Consider the following 20,784-nt stretch of genomic DNA (forward strand, 5'->3'; position numbering starts at 1 on the left):
ATGTTCTGGTTATAACATCGTATAGGGCGAGTTAAATAATTTGACTAATGATAAATGAGTTAAAAAAACAACGTTATTACTAGTTTAAATGTCAATCAATAAACTGAAGGTGCAGTAGTTTCGCATGGGATTTATGGAAGTAGTTAAGCATACACGGCAAGTGGTTAAACGGTTTTCAATCATGATAATGATTGGTTGTGGTATCTTTTTTCAACTTGCTTCAAATAGCACAGTTGCTCAAAGTGTTACTGCGCAAAAACTGGTGGTGAAAACAGAAGTTACACAAGCTGCTATATCAAAAAGTGCTACATCAAAAAGCGCCGCATTAGAAAGCGCAGATTTGAAAAACGCAGATTTGAAAAACAAAGTGTCAGAAAAAGAAAACCAACCAGAATCATTGTCTGCACAAGCGATTCAACAACAGTGGCAAGCACAAATAGCAGCAAGACAGTCGATGACAGCACTTGAACTAAATGCTAATTTACTTTCGCGCCGACAGTCAGCGTCTGGGGGGAAACCCAATTATCAAAACGTTTCTTATTTTAATCGCAAAATTAAAAATCTGGAAAACAAATTAAACTATTTTTCGACAAACCCTGTAAAAATCAACGACACTCAAATTCAGTCACTATTAAACAGCTATGATGATTTAATGGCTGCCCATTTGATGCGTAATGAAAGTTATCAAATTCAGTTATCAAAACTTCAAAATGTTAATGGTGGTGCGGTTTTTATTGAGCAATTGCAACAGTCTCAGCAAAATTATCAGGAAAAAATGTCGGCGATTTTGACGCCGTTGAAACCTTTAATCAATGAATACCGAAAAGCATTATCTGCTGACACTAGCACCGATAAAAACGCATTAACTCACCCTTCAAATACTCAATTACAATCGGTAATCAATCAAACCAGGCAATTGCTCAATGCTGAAATATCTTCCCCGGCAGTGAGAATTTTACGTAGTCAACTACCTTATCGTCAGGCCGTTTTTGCCAGACGTTCGCCTGGCTCAACGGTGTCGATTGTGCCCAGTTATGAGTCCGATGATCTGCCAACCAGTGAAGATCTCCATTCCACCAGTGAAGCACCGTTATCAGAAGCGATCTTGTTAAAAGCGCAAGCGTTAGAGCATGACTATATTAAAATTTATGATTTTGTGCATAATCAGATAAAAACAGAATGGTATGTTGGTGCCAGTAAAGGCGCTGAAGGCACCTTATTGCAATTAAGTGGTAATGATGTTGATCAAGCCAGTTTACTGATTGCGTTATTTCGCGCCAGTGGTTTGGCAAGTCGCTATGTTCATGGCGTGGTTGAGTTAACGGTAGAATCGGTTAATGCCAATCTGGGTTTAACTACTGCCGAGCAGGCTATTGCTGTACTCGATGCGGCTGGTGTTGCTTACTCTACAGTGGTTCGCGGCGGTAAAGTTGCAGCCTTTAAGTTGGAGTATACCTGGGTTAGTGCGTACGTTCCTTATAACAACTACCGTGGGGCCGTCGTTGATCGTTCCGGTGAACAGTGGTTGCCATTGATGCCTGCATTAAAAGCTTATCAGGTTAAACCCGCCAGCGATCTGATTGATAAGGCTGCTATCAATATTGATGCAAGTATTAATCATTACCTTGCTAGCCGCCAAATGACGAGTATTCACTCACAACTTAATGAAACGATTAATTATTATTTAAGTGCTCATCCCGAAGAAGCGACGTATGAGGAGCAGCTAGGTGCGATTGAAATCAAGCCTTCTCAGATTGGTTTAATTCCTAATACATTACCGGTATCGGTGGTTGCTGTTGATAGTGAAGAGCCTGAATTATCCGATCAATTTAAACAAAAAGTCCGTTTTGTCGCGCGGGGCGGTGTGAATGATAACGATGCTATTTTAATGGATAAAACCATCGCTTTATCTCAGCTGATTAATCGACGAGTTACTTTGTCTTATATGCCTGCCACGATTGATGATCATGATCTCACCAATTTATACGGCGGCTTAGACTTAGTACCTGCTTATCTGATTAATTTAAGACCTGAAATAAAACTCAATGGTAGAAAATTATTGGTTGCTGAAAATGCCATCGGAGCAGGTGTATTGCACCGATTTGATGTCGAGCTTATTAGTCCTGCGGGTAAAGCGTTGCTTAAACACCAGTTACTTTCAGGTAGTTATCACGCCATCACAATTGCTACCGGAGAAAAAAGTTTTCCTCTACTCACCGATGATCCAGCAGATACAGAGTTTACTGGCGCAAGAATTTTGAGCGACGTTGGCCTGGAATATAATAAACGCTGGACAGCGGCAGAAGAAGAATTTGCAAAACTACTCAATGTCGCTGTTGTACGACCGCTGCCGTCATTTAACTTAGTCAGCAATGAAATGAAAGTGGAAACCTTGTTTGGTGAGCCGCAACAACTTCAGTGGAATGCGGTGACACTGGATGCAGGTTTTCGTATGGCCTATCCGCTCGCTCGCCAAACATCTGATCAACAATTCAGTGAAAATATCAGCCCAGCGCAAGCAAAACAAAAAAACAAAGATTTTATTCGTTTAAGCGCACTGCATGGATCGACTTTAGAACATGAAATTTTTGAAGATCTTTTTAAAGTCGATAGTATTTCGGCAGACAAAGGGATCCAAATTGCCAATAGTAATAATCAACCTGTGTTAACGATTAATTCAACCAATGCCAGCAGTCAACTGCCGTTGTTGGTTCATCCCGCCAATGTTATCCAAGATGTGCAAAACTGGGTAGCTCAAGGATTTGAGGTGACCATTCCACAAACTATGGTGACCCACAATGCCTGGTCTGGCTCTGTATGGATAGTTAATGATCTCAATGGTGGTGCAGGCTATTTTATTGCCGGCGGATTGGCGGGAGGTAGCACCACTTTAGTTGGCTCTGACTGGATCCTTGATTGGTTGCAACAAGCATTGGATGCGGTTAATTCTCCTGAGCCCAATAACAATCCTGATGCTGTGTATTCAATTGTAAAATATATTGATCCCGGTTACATCAAAGGCACTGTTGGAAAGCCGCTGGAAAGACAGTTTATCGTTCAGGTCAAAGATAAAAAAGGCATTCCGGTGCAAGGTGCCGAGGTTCATTTTAAGACCACTGGCGGCGGTAGTTTGGACAACGATAGGGTATTCAGTGATCAATATGGATTAGCACGAGTCACTTTAACATTGGGTCAGTCAACGAGTGTTAATCCGCTTTATCAACGACAAAACCAGGGCGATCAATATTTATCTAAAACGGGTTTAAATTCAGTGTCAGCCTCGATTAATGGGGCTGAGCCTGTTTCACTGTCACAACCTTTTTTCGCATTGGCATTTGCTGATGAAGCGGTCAGCCTGAGCAGTTTAAATCCGCCCGATGATTTTATTGGTTCAGGTGATACGGTCGCGGGGGCGCTTTCCATTTTAGCGCTCGATCAATATGGCAATCCGGTTTCTAATGTGGATGTCAGTGCCAGCATGACAGCTGAATATAATCCTTGTAGTCAATATCAGCCTGAAGAAGCAGATATTCAACCATTACCTTCGGTTCAACCCGGTCAGTTGATGATTGGTGAAGAGAAAAAAGCGAACCTGAATTTTAAAACGACTCATCAACCAACAGGTCTGTTGGTGGTTTTGGGAAAAACAGAATCAACCCGTTACCCCGTTGAAATTAAAGGGGCGGGAACCACGCTTAACTATCCTTTTGAAGCTGAACAATCCTGCAACGCAGATTTGTGGGGGATCGGTTATTCCGGCTTTTATATTAGAAACGCCAATGACAAATCGGTGATTGCGGCTAAACCGGGCGAACAGGTTAAAGTGCCGATTAAAACTCGCTACACCTATTTCAGTTATTCTCCGCACCCAGAAAATATTCAGCGCAAAACTTTACCAGGACAAGGAAAATTTGTTGCCGATAACGGTGCGAGTATGACACCCGCTTATTTAGATGGCGAGCTTTTCTCCTCTAAAATAACGGTTGGTTCAACACCTGGGGTGCATAATGTTTACCTTGAAGTGACTGTGCTAGAAGATCTTTTGGGGCGTTTAATCCAAAAAGATTATGTTGCTCGTTCAGGCCAGCAAACGCCAACCAAAGTTTATGCGGTAGCAGCCAAAATAGACAGTGTGATTGATCCAACTTCTGGCACCAGTGGTATGTTATTGAATCGTTATAATACATCAGTGTCAGATACAACCGTTCAATACAGCATTTTACCCGCTGCTTATGAAGCGCTGAGCGTTAGTGTGGATATATTAAAGGATGGTGAACTATACACTTCATTGATTGGTTCCAGTTTATCGAACAGTGGAGAAGTTAATTTACCGCAAGGTTTTTACTACGATCCTGATGCGCAATATCAGATGCAGCTAGTGCTTAATCGCAATAGCGATTTTGAAATTAAATCGGAACGGCAAGCGTTACCCATTTACTCACCAATCATCAAATACTTTAGTCAACGAGAAGAATTAAACCCTGATTTGATGTTGAATAATTTTAGCAGTTTATTGCGAATTGGCGCTGAATTTGACGCAGTGAATAACCGCAGTTGTTTGACCAGTGGATTATACGAGTTTGAAATTAACGTTGAAGCCAAAATGACACTGGACATTGATGGCAAAAAGCTGGTTGAGAACGTGGTTTATCCCAAAGGGAGACATTCTGTTGAGATCCCGTTAGGTCTTTTGGGACATGGATTTTATCAAACCAAGCTCACCGCAGAGGCTACCGCGAGCGGAGTTATTGAGGAAAAGATCGGTGAGTTGGTCGTTAGTATCAGTAATACAAACACCTTACCTGTGGGTCACACGCTTGTTAAAGGCGTTAATGTATCCAATGGTAATTTATCAGTCTCCAGCACTGATTTAAGTATTCCTGGGCGTGGGCAAGCATTGGAATTTCGGCGTTATTACAACAGCAACAACAATGGTATTCCCGGCGCTTTAGGGGTTGGCTGGAACTTTAATTATCATGCCCAACTGCATATTACCGCCTGTGGTGAAATTGTTCTTTTGGGTGGTACTGGCGGCGGTAATCGTTTTGCGGCTGATGACAATGGGCAATTGAAACCATTAAAAGGTTATCATGGTACATTAATTAACAATGTTGAAGATCACAGTTTTGATTTTTACGCTAAAGATGGCACTCGCTATCATTATCGTAATTACGGTCGAAAAAACTGGGATTTGGAATATATTGAAGATACCAACAACAACCGAATTGAACTGACTTATGATACTAACAGTGCAGGGACTGCCAAATTGTTAGCGGTGACAGGGCCAAATGGTCGAGCCATTCGCTTGAGTTATGAGTATCAGTTATTTGTTTCAGGAGTTAAGTCCAAACGTCTGGAAGTTATCACACAAATTGATTTTGAAGGCGGCATTTCCGTTCAGTATGAATATGATAACTTTGGTAACTTAGTGTCTGTTAATCGCAATAGCGGTGCCAGGGTTGAACAGTATGCTTATGCGGTTGATGCGCCAGTTTCCAGACATAAACTGCTGACTTACACTGATCCCAATGGTTATGACTACACTTACACCTATCAGGATCAAGTGATTCAATTTAATATTGATAATACGACAGGTTTAACTTTCCCTTATTCTTTAATTACCAAGGTGACAGAGCCTGAGGTGGGAAGTACCGAGTTTACCTATAACTTTGACAGTTTTACCACCCAAGTGACGAACCCGCGACAGTTAGATACCGATTACACTTATAACCAATATGGTGCGGTGGTGAATGTGGCTAAGCCAATTGGTTCCATGCAAACCGAATGGCTCACCGATGACGTATTAATTGCTTCAACGACAGATGCCAATGGCCATAAAATTAGTTACACTTATGATGAGCATGGTAATCGCTTAACAGAAAATAAACTGTTAGAGGTAACAACCGAAACCACTTACTATCCGCCATCAAAGTTTATTGTGGGTGATGGTAAAGCGATCAAAAACCGAATCAAATCAATCACTGATCCAAATGGTAAGAGCACCACCTTTGACTATGACAGTCGTGGTAACCTGGTGTTGGTGAAAAATCCCGATGGTGGGCAAATCAAGCACAGTTATAATAGTTTTGGCGATAAGCGCTCAACCACTGACACAAATGGAAGCATCACACGCTTTCAATATGACAGCTATGGCAATGTGACCCAAATAACGGATGCCTTAAATAACATCACCAAAACGGAAAGAAATGTATTAGGTTTACCGCTCAGTGTGACTGATGCCAATCAGAAAAAAACACTGAATACCTTTGATGAACTACAACGATTAATTGCTCGCGAAGATCCTTCGCTAGAAAAAGGTATCACTCGCTATACTTATGACGCCAATGGCAACAAGCTAACGGAAACTGATGCCAATCAGCGTACAACCACATACGCTTATGATAAAGCTAACCGCTTAATCAAAGTGACCAATGCTACTCCAGAAAAAGATTATCAAGAATTCACCTATGATGGGATGGGCAATAAAATCACTGAAACGGATTTTAATTTAAACACGACCACTTATACTTATGATGATAATGATCGACTCACCAAAGTAGAGCAACCTGAGTCGCGTACAATGAGTTATACCTATGATTTGGTTGGTAACAAGTTATCGGAAACTATTGGTAGCCAAACAACATCTTATGTTTATGACGAACTTAACCGATTAACCACCATTAACGCACCGTTAGAAAGCAACGCTTCTTATACTTATGACAAAGTGGGGAACCTGTTAACCCAAACTGACGCGTTAGATCGCGAAACGGTTTTTAAATATGATTCAATGAATCGCCTGATTTTAAAAACAGAGCCCTTACAACGTATTACTCAATTTGTTTATGATTTTAATGGTAATAAAGTTAGTGAAACGGATGCCAATAATGGAAAACGGCAGTGGGGATACGATGCGATTAACCGTGTGGTTAAAGTCACCGACGCCAATGGTGATGTGAGTAGCACTATTTATGATCCGGTGGGGAATGTTACTCGGGTTATTGATGCACGTCTGAATGCGACTCAATTTGAATATGATGGGTTAAATCGCAGGATTAAAAGTATTGATGCTAATGATGTAGAGACCACTTATGTTTATGACAAAGTGGGCAACTTGTTAGAGACTCATCTGGCGAATACTAACGTGATTAAAAACACTTACGATGAACTGAATCGTTTGACTAAGAGTGAAGATAACTTAGGCACATTAACCACTAAAACTTATGATAAAAATAGCAATTTAAAAACAGAAACGGATGCTAATGGCAATCAAACGGTTAATGTTTATGACAAGTTGAATCGTTTGGTTGAACAGCAGCTACCAGAAAACCGCATAGTCAAAGTGAGTTATGATATTTACAACAATAAAACGAGCGATACCGACGCGAATAAAAATGTCACAGGGTATGAATATGATTTATTAAATCGGTTGGTTAAAACGACTTATGCAGACTTAACTACCAGTGAAATGACTTATGATTTAGTGGGCAACCCATTAACTCAGGTTGACCAGCGAAAAAATACCACTCAGTTTGAATATGATGCACTGAATCAGCGAACTAAAGTGATTGATCCTTTATTACAAGAAACCAGTAGCACTTATGACAAAGTGGGTAACAAGCTGACAGATGTGGACAAACGAGGTACGGTAACGGCTTACACTTATGATAAAGAAAATCGTTTGTTAACCACGACCAAAGATGGCTTGAAATTATTGTCAGTTGAATATGATGCTGTCGGTAATAAAGCTTTTGAGACTGATGCGAATGGTAATCGCAGCGCCTATATTTATTCCAGGTTAAACCAGCTGACTCAACAAAGCCATCCACTGGCCGCGATTAGTCGCTTCACCTATGATGAAATGGGCAACCGAGTCAGTGCGATTGATCCGGAAAGTCGAGAGAGTACTTTCTCTTATGACTTGCGTAATCGCTTAACGAAAGAAACCAATGGTAATCTGGAAACCACCGAATACACTTATGATGGCAATGGTAATCGTTTAACTAAAAAGCTGCCGAAAGAAAATACCTGGACTTACGTTTATGATAAAGCCAGTCGTTTGGCTTCGATGACTGCGCCTGACATCGGTGTGACAGAATATACTTATGATGCCAATAGTAATCGCTTAACCCAAAAAGATGCGTTATTGAATACCACAACCTTTGTTTATGATGAACTTAATCGTCGCGCTAGCATGACTTATCCCGGTGATATCAGTGTCGGTTATGAGTATGATGATAACGGTAACTTAATCGAGTTAACTGATGCCAACGGTAAAATCATTACTTATGTTTATGATAAGCTAAACCGAAAAACACAAACGAATTATCCGGCCTCAGATAACCCCAGTGCCAATGACATTGTGAAAATGGTGTACGGGTATGATAAGAATAATAACCTGACCAGTGTCACAGAAACTTTTCACACCGATGGTAGCAGCAGCGCCAATGTTCGCACCACTAGCCATCAATACGATAACTTCGACCGTCAAACCAGTGTCACCAATGGAGATGGTAAAACCATTAGCTACACTTACGACAGTAATGGTAATCGCAAAACCGTGAAAGATGCCGATGATAAAGTCACCCGGTATGAATATGATGCACTCAATCGAGCGGTGAATGTGGCGAATGGACAAGGCGTTACTGAGTACACCTATGACCGAAGCAGTCGTCAGACGCAAGTGAGTTATCCTAATGGGACGCAATCACAAACCACTTATGATGGGGCGGGGCGAACCAAAAGTATTCGCAACTTACAAAATGCCTCGGTGATATCACAGTTTGATTATGTGCTCGATGCCAACGGTAACCGTGAACAACAAACGGAAACTCAAGGGGCTTTGGTTGAAGTCACGGACTATCACTATGATGAGAATGACCGTTTAACGCAAACTGATATTTCAGTTGCGGGTAGTGTGATTGAAACCACACAATTGACTTACGATAAAAACTACAACCGTTTAACGGAATTGAAAACGGCCAATGGTCAAACCGTCATCAATAAAACCTTTGTTTACAACAGCCGTAACCAAGTGACTCAAGTCACGGATAATCTGGATACCAATCAAAGTGCGACTTACACTTACGATAACAACGGTAATCGGATTAAAAAACAAAGCATCTCGCAAACAGAAAACTATGCTTATGATGTTCGCGACCAGTTAAAGGAAATCACCCAGGGTGGCTCAAGCATTGGTCAGTTTTTGTATGACTATCAAGGCTTGCGCGTGGCTAAAACTACCGTAGAAAACAATATCAGCACCACTAAGCGTTATGTGTATGATGATCAAAGTGTGTTAATGCAAACGGATGCCGATGGCAATACCTTATCCAAATACGACTATGGCTCAAACCGACTACTGTCTTTAACCCACCAAAGTGAAGGCGCGCAGTTTTATTTGTTTGATGCCTTAGGCAGCCCGGTTAATTTAACCAAAACCGACGGCACCGTTCAAGCCAGTTATCAGTATGATGCGTTTGGTAATGCCAGAAGTCAAACGGGAACCAGTGCCAATGTCTTTGGTTTTACCGGTCATGAAAAAGATGAAGAGAGCGGGCTTTATTATTTTAAAGCGAGATACTATGATCCCACGTTAGGTCAATTCTTGACTCAGGATGCGTTTGAGGGCATGAGTGATTTACCACCGAGCTTGCATAAGTATGTGTATGCTTATGGGAATCCGACGGTTTATACGGACCCAACGGGTCATTTAAATGTGGTTGGAGAAGGGGAACTTTCTAACTTTTATCATTCAGCGATGAGAGGCTCTGAGCACTCAATTGCCAGCTCAGACTTTGAAAACATGATTAATCAACAAGGTTTGGGTAATGAAATTGAGACACGTTGGGAAAATAACTCTTTAAATCTCAATAGTCCCGGCACCAGAACCCGCGTACTATCGAAAGTGGGTACTGCAATAATGGCTCGATTAATTATGGCATCTAGTACTGATGCTGACATATTACCATCGACGATTGTAAGTGTTGAGGAGGGAGAAACGACAGCAGAGGCAAGGGCGAGTATAGAGAGCTTGGTTGGTGATGGTCAGTTAGGGAGTTTATTGGGCTCAATTGACCAGTACCGAGCTGGCAATCGAAGAATAATTGATGGTACACCAATTGTTTCAGCGAAGGAACATGCCAGAGCGAGAGCGCAGAATAATATTTTTCATCGATATACGGAAATATTAAAAATGATGCCTCACGAAAGTCCAATAACGAAATTTATTGCAGGCACAATTGATGATATAGTGACATCGAGGAATTTGGTTGTTTCGAATGGTATTCCGCGAGATTTAAGGACGCAGGCGAATAAGACGTTGATTGCGGCGGCGTTGTCGGCTGATATACCATTTTTGAGGGTGGGGAGGGGAGTTTCAAATAAGGTTGATGTACCAAATTTAACAGAAAATGGTACTTTAACTAACAGAATTCCTACTGACCCCGCAGTTTTACAAACTACTCCAAGAACACTGGTTCAAGATGGTTCTGGCAGGTACTGGCTACAGGGAGCAAATGGTAAGAGGATAACCCCGTCTGGAAGTTATGATTTTGTAACATTACCAGATGGAACTATTCGAGTAGCAAGGCAGAATACAAATCCTGATTTTTCGACACACCTAGGGTTAAGTAAAGGTGGGGAAGTAAATTATGCAGGTTCGATTACTTTTCCTAACAATACTACTTCAAGTCGTGGGACACTGACCCAGTGGACTAATAATTCAGGCCATTATCAACCACCAGTATTTTTAAATAAAAATGCTAATTTGCCAATTGAACTTTTCGATGCTCATTGAGATGGAAGTTAATAATGAAACTGAATAAAGAAGAATTTAAAAAGCTTAGCACTGACGATGCCTGTGATTGGTTATGTAAAGAATATCCTGTTGAGAGTGATAGTTATGGGGAGGTATTTGCTTATCTGCCTTTAAAATCTTGGAGTAAAAGCCAGCAAAAAATATTAGCGAAAACTTATTTAAAAAAAGCTCCATTTGCTAGTAGTCGGCCTTACGAGGTTTTTCTTTCTTTTATGTCTGTAAAGAAGTTTTTGGAAATTATTGAGATGTATATTCCTGCAGAAGAAGATAAACTTGACTTATTAAAGTATCATTTAAAGTCGGTCATAAAAAACTTGAAAAAATCGGAACGCGAAGTTGAATTGATTAAAGAGTTTGTAACTCGTTTGGAATAGTGTAGCCGTCTGAATTGATGTCGTAACTTTTTGTTGTCCTGTCCGAATGTCCAATGTGGTTATTTGGTGTAGCCGTCCGAATTGCTGTCGTATAATTTCCCAAATTATCGGTCATAAGATGTAGATTACCAATTTACCATCGAAACTTTTCCCAAAATTTTCATCGTATAATGTAAGCGTCTGCTAATTCCACCTAGCGATTTTATCTATTGTTAAAATTCCAAGGCATTAATGCTTCAATGTTGGTGGTCGCTCTCGGTAACTCAGTCAGCAGATAGTTCAGATAATCAAATGGAATGAGTCCATTCGCTTTAGCGGTTTCAATCAGACTGTAAAGTGTTGCACTGGCTTGTGCGCCTCTGGCGGTATTGGCAAATAGCCAGTTTTTACGCCCAATGACCAGCGGTTTAATAGCCCGCTCAGCCCGGTTGTTATCAATATTCAGTTGGCCATCTTCAGTGTAGCGAATGAGTTTGGGCCATTGATTCAAACTGTAAGCAATGGCTTTGCCTATCGCGGATTTCGGTGGGACTTGTAGGGCAGATTTATCCAGCCACGTTTTAAACTGATTGAGTAGCGGCAGAGCTTTTTCCTGCCGCTGATTCAATTTTTCATCGGACGATAGTGCCTTGATTTGCGTTTCAATCCGATACAGCTTTTTGATGTGGCTAATGGCCCAGTTAGCTTTACCGGTTTTATTTTTTCCCTGGACTTTTTCTGCCTCAATAAACTTACGTCTAGCATGGGCCCAACAGCCCACGAGTTTGGCTTGGGTTTGTTCATAGCCCGCATAGCCATCCGCTTGCAAATAGCCTTTAAAGTCCTGCAAAAAATCAACAGCGCACTGCCCACGACGACTGGCTTGATAGTCAAACAACACCATATTCGGTATCCCATTATCTTGAGGCGAGTGTAGATTACTTTTTTACCATCATACTTTTTACTAAATTATACGTCATACAATTTACTAAAATTTGAGCAGTTTTACCGCGCTATTGTCGTACACTATTTTAGCTTTGCCAAACTATTGTCGTACGCTGTACCAAATTGTCATCGAACACTTTGTGGATAACTTTTTTAAAACAATTTTTGCATAAAAAAAGGGCTTTCGCCCTCGGTAAAAATTTGCTCTAATGCTCGCGTAGCGAGCATTATAAAGTGCCGTTGGAAGTTCTGATTAAGAGACTTGCTGCTTGATCAATTCCTCGTGCGATCGCCAATGCGGTTGCACGAGGACGTGATTAACATGAGTAATTGTCACCAACTTTTTTGTTTCTCTCGCCGCTTCGATAAGGCTGGCTAGACACAGGTTTCTACAGAGCCGTAAGTTGCCCTCACTTGAGCGAATAATTAAGGCCATTGCAGCTTCGTCGAAAGTGTTAACGCCTAGCTTGGCACTTTCCAATTCTTTGACGATATAGCGCTCCATATCTTCATCATTAAGCGGTTTAATGCTGGCAGAGTAGGTGATTCGGCTTTTAATGTCTTTGTTTGTGCTGAGTGATAGATAGTGTAATAGTTCCGGTTGACCCAGTAGCACCAGGTTATGATTTTTAGGAAAGCGTTCGAACAATAAACGCAATTTTCTTAGCACCGATAAATCGAGTAAGTGCGCTTCATCAATCAAAATGTATAAGGTTTTACGCTCTCTCACTTGCGCGAAGGCAGCTTGAATTAAGTCGCTTTCAATCTGTTTTTCGCTGGTTTCAATTTTAAAAGATTCAGCCAGTTGCCAGAGAATTTGCCGATAAGTATGCAGGGTGCGCGAGCAGGAGACAACGGTGCATTCGCGTTCATTGTTAAGACGCTCGATGTACTCTCGCAATACGGTTTTGCCGACCCCCGGCTCACCAAGGATTACCGAAAATCCGCCTTGCTGCGCGTGAATTTTAATAATGTCGGCAATGCGTTGTTGTTGTGGTAGTAGGTTAAGTTTTTCACGTTTGAACGGTGTTTGGCTAATGCCGAAGATAGCATTGATCATTGTGAAACTCCTTGACGCGGTTGCTTAGCGTTAAAGTAAAGGTTAAGTGGCAGGGCGTCGCCCATGCGTTGGTTTTGGTAGTAGAGTACGTAACGGTTTTTGTGCGAGCGATCAAAACGCACTTGAATCGTTTTACCGCGTAAATCGACAGGGCATTCGAACTTTTGCGCATGGATTGAAAATACGTTGACCGAGCTGACCTTGCGCTCTTCTTCAACAAAAAAGACTTCGTCGGCATATTCATCATCAAGTAGGTAATGAATGCGTGCATGGTCAAGGTTGAACCTGTCCAGAGGCTTCATTTGTATGCCTTGGTGAGGTTGATTATTATAGTGGCTTTCTATCCAGTCTGTGGTTTTCTGGTTGAGTTCATCAAGCGAGTTAAACGAATGATTAACGACTAAAAAGCGATCACGAAACCCTCTAAAAAAGCGTTCGATTTTACCTTTGGCGGCCCCATCGCGAACGGGAGCGTGAGAGAGACGAATGTTGAGCCTGATGCAAGCCTGGAGTATTTCCTTCGACTTGTAATTGGAACCATTATCGAAGTAAAGTCGCTCTGGTTTACCGCGTTTAAACAAGGCGCTTTTAAAGGCTTCAATCATGTTTTCGGTGTTGTCGTGGTAGAAAAACTCGGCGTGAGTAATAAGACGACTGGCATCGTCGATAAAGGCGATCAGAAAGGTTTTTTTCCATTGACCATTGGCTTGCAAAATGGCCGGTCCGTGCATGGTATCGGCCTGCCACAGCTCATTGGCGTACTGCATAGCAAAAGCGACACGGAGCTTCTCCGCGGTCTCTTTGCTCAGCAGGTTATTATCGCGAATTAAGCGATAAAAAGTTGTAGGCGCTAGTTGTTGACGACAGAAATAATTGCGCTCCAGCAAGCAGCGATAGAGGGTGCTTTTGGGGATTTGACCGACCTTGTTTTGTCGTAGCGAGGGTAATACCTCGTTAATCGCTTCAGCAAGTTGTGATAAAGAGACTTTACGCTGAGTGTTTTTGTCGGCGCGAACTTTTCGCTCAAGCGTGGTTACACCATTTTTTTTATAACGGTACAACCAGGTACTAATCGTACGCCAGGTAAAGCGATAGTGCTTGCCTGAAGTTTGCTCAAAAAAGGTTTGTGAACTAACGGCCTGGACACGTTGACGAATGCTATTGCCGGGTGCGTAGTCAACCGCGGCCAGCACTTTAAGGCGGATCTCAAGTGGTGGTCTTTTAGAATATTCAGACATAGAAATATCTCCGGTAAAAAATGGAGCGAGGAGACTAAAGTAAGCAACGAAGCGATTCGAGTGACAAAGTTTGTGGCAGTGTTGATTGACTCGCTTGAAGTCGATCAAGGCGGCAAATAAACGCGCATAAAAAGGTAAACCAATAAAACTGATTAGGCTAACAATGACATTTGTAAACGACTTTGGATGCGTTGCAAATGGGGTTGAGATGCAAACAACGCTTGAAGCGTGGGTAGTAATAACGCAAGCCGTCGACTGTTAAAGGGCGAGCAAGGTTGACAGGTTCTTTGCAGCAAGCTCCGTATGTTCGCCAACTTTGACATAAGCGAGTTAAGCCAGCGCCAAGCCTGACGAGGCTCCGTTCGATGGTGGCCCACAGCGCCATGCCATGCCTTAGATATAGGCAGACCGTCAAACAACGCGATAACAAAAGCTAGCAGAGTTTGCAGCGGATAATGCTTGTGAGGAAGTACGACGTCGAGATAAAGCTGCCGTGTGCGACCACAGCCCAAGTGGCTACCTCGATTACTACATAAAATACGCTTACCAACAATCGCTCGAAACTGATAATTCAGTTGTTTATAAACGTAACCGTGCGAAACCCACTCACAATTTTTAAGGCAAAACTGACAGGCATTACTCTGTGGAATAGATTTTAGACGATGAGAGAAAGACTCAAGCTCAAAAAGTGAAGAAAAAAACACCTGCATAAAAATTAACCGATTGTAAAAAAGTCAAAATTCTACAGAGAAATTTAATTTACCGAATTAGCGTTATAACGAAAAATTAGAGGACGACGGTAAATTGGTAAAAAAACGATGGATTGTTCGACGGTAATCTGGGAAATTACACCGGGTTATACGCAAGAATCGGTGCCAGATTAATACGGACGATTTTATCTGATATTATTTTTATCGATTTTTAGATTCGATATTGTTCCTTAATTTGCCGCCAGTAAACGTCTTCAGGTGTATTTCTATCCAGTGATTGATGCGGACGAATGAAGTTATACCACTGCTGAAAGTCATAACAGATTAGTGGTAATTCATTAGTGTTTAAATGCATGTCTTTCACCGCTGATTTGAAAGTACCGAATAACCGTAAAGCGCGACATAATATCAGAGCTAATAAATAGGGTCGTGTAAATTCGTGTCCGTGCATATTTTGTGCAGAAGGGGAGTTGAGACTAGTTATAAGTAGTAATCAATAGCAAAAATATTTAGTATTGATAGTAATTGATTGTGGCTGATATCAACAGCTTGAAACCAGGCTTCCATGGATTCAAAATCCCCCGCTAGTGATAGTGTGCCGGTTCGAGTCCGGCCTCTGGTACCATTTTTAAAGCCTTGTTTTTACAAGGTTTTTTAGTTTCTAGAGAGCGTTAAAACCTTTCTTTTTATTTGCTTCAATATTTCTTCTGGTGCATATCCTGTGCAGAAGGGCTGCAAATGATTGTAACTAATCTCATTCGAAATAGAGCATTAGCACTTGGTACTTCTTAACTCTTGACTCTAATGACCTTACAATTTCCCCGGTTTTTTTATGGCACTTTGAACAATGATTTAACTTAATAAAGCGTCCGTAAGCACTGTTGAATTGAGAGCCTACAACAGTGTTGAAATAGATAGGTAGTAGTTGAATGAGTCTAATTAGCTTTTTCCACAGAAGCTCTGTCCTCAGGGAAAATGTTTGCCAGATCAGTAGTGATATACAGACCTGTTAAGCTATTGTCTTCGATTGCTTGTTTGACTCGATCTTGGCAATACAGACCTATATAACCATCGTAGCGGGTGCGAAATACTGCATATTTCTCTACATCTTTCTCATTAAAACCCAAGTTTTCAATATCACCCCATTCATTTTTTAAAGTGATTTTAGGGTCAACATCCACGACACTTAAAGGTGTAAAAAAATAACCGTTACCTTCTTGATATCTGACAGACAGAAATTCACCATCTTCATTAATTAAAGGTAGCAAAATATCATATGCTCGTTGACTTAAGAACAATCTGCCATTAACGACACACAGGTCAGCTATCGTCTTTCCTTTATCTTCTTTGTGATCGATGGAAAAGTTAAAGTTAAGAGGGACAGTATATATTTCCTTAAATACCTTTGGCGCATTATTATAGTTTATAAAACTATCGAAATTTTCATCGGTCGGTTCTCCGAGTATATCTTCCAGTTGTTCTTCGTCAAATCGAAAGTTCAAGAATTTATGGTGGTTGAATATTAATCTGTATATCATTTTTTTAGCCCTGTCTTAGGCATTACACTTGGTCTAACTTTTCCACTTTGTAAGGAGTTTCTAGCAAACCTAAGTTGTTCAATTAGCTCATTAGCGTTTCTCACATTAGTCAAATTAATTCGAGTGTTTAACCATAAGTAATACTCATGATGATGTATTCTTTTATGAGGAACTCCATTTCTTAAATAATTGGGCATATGTTTTCTATCTTCCCAATCTCTAGGAAGCCAGCACCCATTATGCGGATCATCAATTCGTATCTTAAATCGAGCTAATATACCTCTGAGTGCCATTGCTTCTTTTCGCGCGCCAGAGACGATTGCATGGCAGTCACATCTATTTGAGGGACGTGGATCGCCTGCGCATTTCATATGGGTAGCCAATCTGGATGAGTTGTGTTTTTCTCTTTGCAATTCTTTGATAGACATACCTGATGCTTGCAGCCTGTAATCGTCTAATTTTTCTGCTATTTCACCTTTAACCCTTAGCGCCGCAAAGTCAGCAGTAGTCGGCTTTTCAATTTTAGCAAATTCAGTGAGTAATTTTTCCACATGAGTGTGTTCTGGTTTAATATGTGGGTACATCCCCTTGTATCTCCAATTCCATTGTATTAAGTGACAGACTTTCATTTTACCTTGTAATCCCCGGATTATTAAAGAGGCGCAACTCACAGATTGATCTATTTTTAGAATTTGTTTTCGTATTGAGATTGAATAATGATGAAGCTTTGTACAACAATCGCTATAACATTTCAGTTTGTTAGCGTGACAACTGATCAATAGAAAACTGTAATTCATAGAGTAAAGATTGCTTAAGTTCAACAGGTAACAATATTTCAACATCAGGAAGCCAGTATTTCAGGATAGGGATTATTTGTTTTTGATCAGTAATACTGGCAGTAACCAACAACGAGCCATCATCTAAATCTTTTAATAATTGCTGGTTTGGAAATAGACTTGTTTTTCGGAAATGGCTAGCGATAGTTGACTCTATTCTTAGAACTACCTCAGTGGGTGAGTCAGTTATCCAAACAAGAGCACCTTCAACAACTTGTCGGTCAATGTCAGAATGTCCAATTTGTAATCAATATTTTCTCCCGATATTCTGCAATATTTCATAGGAGCTTGTTTAAAAATAGCTGTTTCTTAGGTTTGTTTTTATTAGTTAAAACACTCTCAAATGTTTGGTTTCCATACTAGTTTTCTTCGGTTGAAACATCTCTAAACAAAAGCATATCGGGTATACGAGCAGATGCTCCGTCATAGAATCCATTTTGATTTACAAATTCTTCGGGATTTTTGAATGTTCCAAAAATTATGTCAAAAATCGGTAAGTCTGAATAGTTGTAACGATGAATGCCACGGCCGTGGTGAAGGCTGTGACTTTCAGGGCGTTGTATAAAATAGCCCAGCCATTGAGGAGTTTTAATGTTTGTATGTTGGAAAACAGCGAGAAATATTGAGGATAGTAGAACGTAGGTTGCCGCTTCTGGAGTTACACCTACAATGACAACTAAACTTAAACTTCCCAACATAGTGAACCCTATCATGTCTAGTGGACTGAAGTAAAAAGCCCCTAAAGTGTCAATACGTTCAGCGCTATGATGCATTTGATGGAATGAGCGCCATAACCAATTAAATCGGTGCATAGAGCGATGCCATACATAAATCAAAAACTCCAATACTAGCAGTCCAACTACTGTCCCTAAAATAGGACTCACAGATTCTAGGTTGAATAATTGGAGTTCACCTAAATAGTGATCCCAGAAAAGAGGAAGATAGGCGGAGAGGTAAAAGTAAGCTACAAATACAACAATAGCTCTTTGATACCATCCCTTGATTTTCGGCAATTTTCTTCCTGGCAAAATAACTTCCAGTAACATAAGTGACCCTAAGATAATTAAAACAATAATCGAGATAGGGTCTAGTAATATTTCAAGCGGAGTAGGCATATCCTTTGTCCTCAAAGTGATTAGAATAAGGCATAATTATGCATAGGTAGACGAGGATGAACATGAAGATTAGATAATGATTAGCTAATAATTCTCTGTTTGTTGTTGTAATATCGATGAAGAATGTGAATTTTTTGGACTTAATCAATTTGGAAACGTAATTTTTATGAAATATCAAGTAGCCTCATTTGTCATCGATACTGTGCAATTTGATATCACTCAAAACAACAAAACTGTATCAATTGAACCAAAAGTCTTTGATTTAATCGTCTATTTAATAGAAAAACGTCACAGAGTGGTTCCCCGAGAAGAATTGTTTGAGACTATCTGGGAAGGCCGGGATGTTTCAGATACTACTCTGAGCAACAGTGTTAAGTCGGCTCGGAAGCTTTTTGGAGATAGTGGTGAGCGTCAACAAGTTGTTAGAACTGTGCGTGGCCGAGGTTATCAGTTTGTGGCAGAAGTTGTCGATTTATCACTTAATGATTCAACAAATCCAGATAAGAGTTTAATGGATAAATCAGGCCGTAACCAATCGAATAAGAAGAGTGTAGTAGGTAAACCGCCTTTTAATCAATCTGATATGCGAACTGCTAATCGTTGGTCTTATGGTATTTTAGGAGCAATTGTTGTGGTGTTTCTGGTAGTCACTATATTCTCGTTTTCTTCAACTGACTCGATGGAGTCGCCATATATTCTTGTGACACCGTTTGAGGTTTCAGGTCAAGATAAAGAGAAGTGGCAACCTTTTGCTGACCAAATGACTCGAGAAGTTATTCTAAATTTACGAAAAATTTCTGGACTTCGGGTTGTCCCATCATCTTCTGCATTTACGTTCAAAAAAAATAAGACTCATAAATACATTAAAGAACAGTTACCACATATCAAGTATGTTCTTACAGCAAATATCAATATCGGTAGGAATTCACTATTACAGGTAACATCTGAATTAGATGAATTAAGTTCGGGGAAATTGATTTGGGACGATCATTATGAAAGTAGAGTCGATAATACTACCTTTTTCTCAATACAATCTAAAATGGCCAGAGCTGTATCACAGTCGCTTAAAGTCGTTATTCTTGATGATGAGAAAACGACATTGGGAGAATTGCCAACTAATGACTTGAGAGCTTATGAATTTTATATTGCAGGGCAACAACAAAGAGATCTCCTGACTCATCAGTCGTTGAAAAAAGCAGTTACTTTGTTTTCTAAAGCGATAAGTCTAGATCCACAATTTGAAGCTGCCTACGTCGCTAAAGCTGACGCATATCGAATTATAATGGTGTATTTCGAGAAACCATCTGAAGTCTTACCTAAAGTAGTTGAGGCCGTGGCAGAAACTTTAAAAATCAATCCTCAATCTGCGGAAGCCCGTGCATCACTTGGGTTGGCTTATGTTTTCGCATGGCGCTGGGAAGACGCTTGGGATATGCTGAAGCAGGCAAAAGAACTTGATCCAAACATTGCGCTCACTGAGTTGGGATTTGCTCTTTATTATTGTGGACTGGGGCTCCCAGATGGGGTTCGTCAATCTCTTAATACCGCAAATCAATTAGATCCACTGAATATTGAAATTGCAGACTGGGGACATTGGGCTCTGGCTATGGTTGGTGAAATTAAAGAAGCGGTGAACTGGAGCAGTCAAAAAGTACGGCTTCATCCTGATGTGGGTCTAATTTATAGTAGTGCTAGCATGGCAGCGTCTTTAGTTGGAGAACACCAAAGAGCTATTTCTCTCGCAAAAAGAGGAGTAGAGCTAGATTCTGGAATTTCATATCCTTTACTAGCATTAGCGCAGGCATATGGGCATGCTGGAGAAGTCGAGAAAGTACCACAAATATTAGAGCAAGTAGAAAGTTTTAATAGCTATTTGTGTGACTATGAAACAGCTGTCACGTATTTGCTGATAGATAACTTAGGTAAGACTTTTGAACATTTAAACAAAGCTGTCAGTTACCGCTCAAATTGCCTAATTTTCACGCGTAATGATCCGAGATTAAAGTCTTTAAGAAATGACCCACGTTATCTGGCAATTTTAACTAGAGTGGGACTTGATGAGCAGTCGGTTAAAAACTATTCTCGGTAAAGTGTTTATCCCTGATTTGTTTTGTATGCCAGATTTTTTTGAAGTGATCTGCTTAAATCACACAGGACACTTTGATAATGGAAT

11 protein-coding genes and 1 pseudogene are annotated in these 20,784 nt (G+C 40.6%); 3 read left to right on the forward strand and 9 right to left on the reverse strand.

Features of this window, described 5'->3' with window-relative positions; genetic code table 11:
• Positions 1–133: 133 nt before the first annotated feature.
• Both ACT5E3_RS11500 and ACT5E3_RS11505 read left to right on the forward strand, forming a co-directional pair.
• Entirely contained in the window at positions 134–10,795 is a 10,662-nt protein-coding gene (locus ACT5E3_RS11500) for an RHS repeat-associated core domain-containing protein (RefSeq protein ID WP_444998447.1), read from the forward strand.
• A gap of 14 nt (positions 10,796–10,809) precedes the next feature.
• Positions 10,810–11,190 (forward strand): hypothetical protein, encoded by a 381-nt coding sequence (locus ACT5E3_RS11505; RefSeq protein WP_444998448.1) that lies wholly within the window; start codon positions 10,810–10,812, stop codon positions 11,188–11,190.
• 202 nt (positions 11,191–11,392) lie between these two features.
• Here ACT5E3_RS11505 and tnpC read toward each other — a convergent pair.
• From tnpC to ACT5E3_RS11550, 9 genes and pseudogenes are all read right to left on the reverse strand, one after another.
• Positions 11,393–12,079: pseudogene (gene tnpC, locus ACT5E3_RS11510) on the reverse strand (IS66 family transposase); the annotation flags it as partial.
• A gap of 288 nt (positions 12,080–12,367) precedes the next feature.
• Complete coding sequence (locus ACT5E3_RS11515; RefSeq protein WP_444994433.1) at positions 12,368–13,174, reverse strand: ExeA family protein; 807 nt, start codon at positions 13,172–13,174, stop codon at positions 12,368–12,370.
• Positions 13,171–14,412 carry a DDE-type integrase/transposase/recombinase gene (locus ACT5E3_RS11520; RefSeq protein ID WP_444998449.1) on the reverse strand — a complete coding sequence of 414 codons (1,242 nt, stop codon included), beginning with the start codon at positions 14,410–14,412 and terminating at the stop codon, positions 13,171–13,173. The genes ACT5E3_RS11515 and ACT5E3_RS11520 overlap by 4 nt, the downstream gene beginning before the upstream one ends.
• 152 nt (positions 14,413–14,564) lie before the next feature.
• Positions 14,565–15,122 (reverse strand): hypothetical protein, encoded by a 558-nt coding sequence (locus ACT5E3_RS11525; protein ID WP_444994431.1) that lies wholly within the window; start codon positions 15,120–15,122, stop codon positions 14,565–14,567.
• 211 nt (positions 15,123–15,333) lie between these two features.
• Positions 15,334–15,477: a hypothetical protein gene (locus tag ACT5E3_RS11530; RefSeq protein WP_444998450.1), complete on the reverse strand. Its 144-nt coding sequence runs from the start codon at positions 15,475–15,477 to the stop codon at positions 15,334–15,336.
• 580 nt (positions 15,478–16,057) lie between these two features.
• Complete coding sequence (locus ACT5E3_RS11535; RefSeq protein ID WP_444998451.1) at positions 16,058–16,660, reverse strand: hypothetical protein; 603 nt, start codon at positions 16,658–16,660, stop codon at positions 16,058–16,060.
• On the reverse strand, positions 16,657–17,244 hold the full coding sequence (locus ACT5E3_RS11540) for an AHH domain-containing protein (protein WP_444998452.1): 588 nt from the start codon (positions 17,242–17,244) through the stop codon (positions 16,657–16,659). The genes ACT5E3_RS11535 and ACT5E3_RS11540 overlap by 4 nt, the downstream gene beginning before the upstream one ends.
• 175 nt (positions 17,245–17,419) lie before the next feature.
• Entirely contained in the window at positions 17,420–17,737 is a 318-nt protein-coding gene (locus tag ACT5E3_RS11545; protein ID WP_444998600.1) for a WYL domain-containing protein, read from the reverse strand.
• A gap of 118 nt (positions 17,738–17,855) precedes the next feature.
• On the reverse strand, positions 17,856–18,611 hold the full coding sequence (locus tag ACT5E3_RS11550) for a sterol desaturase family protein (protein WP_444998453.1): 756 nt from the start codon (positions 18,609–18,611) through the stop codon (positions 17,856–17,858).
• A 166-nt stretch (positions 18,612–18,777) separates the two neighbouring features.
• Between ACT5E3_RS11550 and ACT5E3_RS11555 the strand changes: the two genes are divergently transcribed.
• Positions 18,778–20,700, forward strand: coding sequence for a winged helix-turn-helix domain-containing protein (locus ACT5E3_RS11555; protein ID WP_444998454.1), 1,923 nt, complete (start codon positions 18,778–18,780; stop codon positions 20,698–20,700).
• Positions 20,701–20,784 lie beyond the last annotated feature (84 nt).

The organism is Aliikangiella litoralis, assembly GCF_052495765.1.

Coding starts and splice junctions, on each gene's coding strand:
- ACT5E3_RS11515 (WP_444994433.1), bottom strand. CDS start 13,174: ATGATCAATGCTATCTTCGGCATTAGCCAAACACCGTTCAAACGTGAA.
- ACT5E3_RS11525 (WP_444994431.1), bottom strand. CDS start 15,122: ATGCAGGTGTTTTTTTCTTCACTTTTTGAGCTTGAGTCTTTCTCTCAT.
- ACT5E3_RS11550 (WP_444998453.1), bottom strand. CDS start 18,611: ATGCCTACTCCGCTTGAAATATTACTAGACCCTATCTCGATTATTGTT.
- ACT5E3_RS11540 (WP_444998452.1), bottom strand. CDS start 17,244: ATGTACCCACATATTAAACCAGAACACACTCATGTGGAAAAATTACTC.
- ACT5E3_RS11505 (WP_444998448.1), top strand. CDS start 10,810: ATGAAACTGAATAAAGAAGAATTTAAAAAGCTTAGCACTGACGATGCC.
- ACT5E3_RS11500 (WP_444998447.1), top strand. CDS start 134: ATGGAAGTAGTTAAGCATACACGGCAAGTGGTTAAACGGTTTTCAATC.
- ACT5E3_RS11535 (WP_444998451.1), bottom strand. CDS start 16,660: ATGATATACAGATTAATATTCAACCACCATAAATTCTTGAACTTTCGA.
- ACT5E3_RS11530 (WP_444998450.1), bottom strand. CDS start 15,477: ATGCATTTAAACACTAATGAATTACCACTAATCTGTTATGACTTTCAG.
- ACT5E3_RS11555 (WP_444998454.1), top strand. CDS start 18,778: ATGAAATATCAAGTAGCCTCATTTGTCATCGATACTGTGCAATTTGAT.
- ACT5E3_RS11520 (WP_444998449.1), bottom strand. CDS start 14,412: ATGTCTGAATATTCTAAAAGACCACCACTTGAGATCCGCCTTAAAGTG.